Origin of the sequence: Falsihalocynthiibacter sp. S25ZX9 (assembly GCF_041205405.1) — a bacterium.
Lineage (GTDB): Bacteria > Pseudomonadota > Alphaproteobacteria > Rhodobacterales > Rhodobacteraceae > Falsihalocynthiibacter > Falsihalocynthiibacter arcticus.
This window is the reverse complement of sequence record NZ_JBGFCD010000185.1, coordinates 1-316: the sequence shown is the minus strand read 5'-3', so window position 1 is coordinate 316 and position 316 is coordinate 1. Positions and strand designations below refer to the sequence as shown.

Here is a 316-nt window from a genome sequence, read left to right as displayed (position 1 = left end):
GATTGCCTCGGTTTGTGGGCGAACGAATCGTCTTATTTTTATGACGCTGTGACGCAGCGCTGAAAGCTCACCGCTTACGCGTTGTACTTGGCTAATTGCGCTATCTTCAACCGCATCAGTGCCTTCTACTAAATCCAGCGACACTTTTTCAATGCGTTTGGTAAGGCCGTATGTCAATTCAGCGAGAAATGCGCCAATACTTTCCGGCCAGACCCCAGTCTCCATTTTCTGACGAATAGCATCGACAGCCCATATTTTTCGGGCGCGTGCGCTTACAATAAGCCCCTCCTGAATCCACAATCGTACGGAAACCATG

At 49.4% G+C, this 316-nt stretch carries 1 protein-coding gene; it reads right to left on the bottom strand.

Annotated elements, in window-relative coordinates:
* The coding region (locus AB9F29_RS21825; protein ID WP_369757238.1) for a CorA family divalent cation transporter at positions 1-316 on the bottom strand (316 nt) is incomplete at both ends.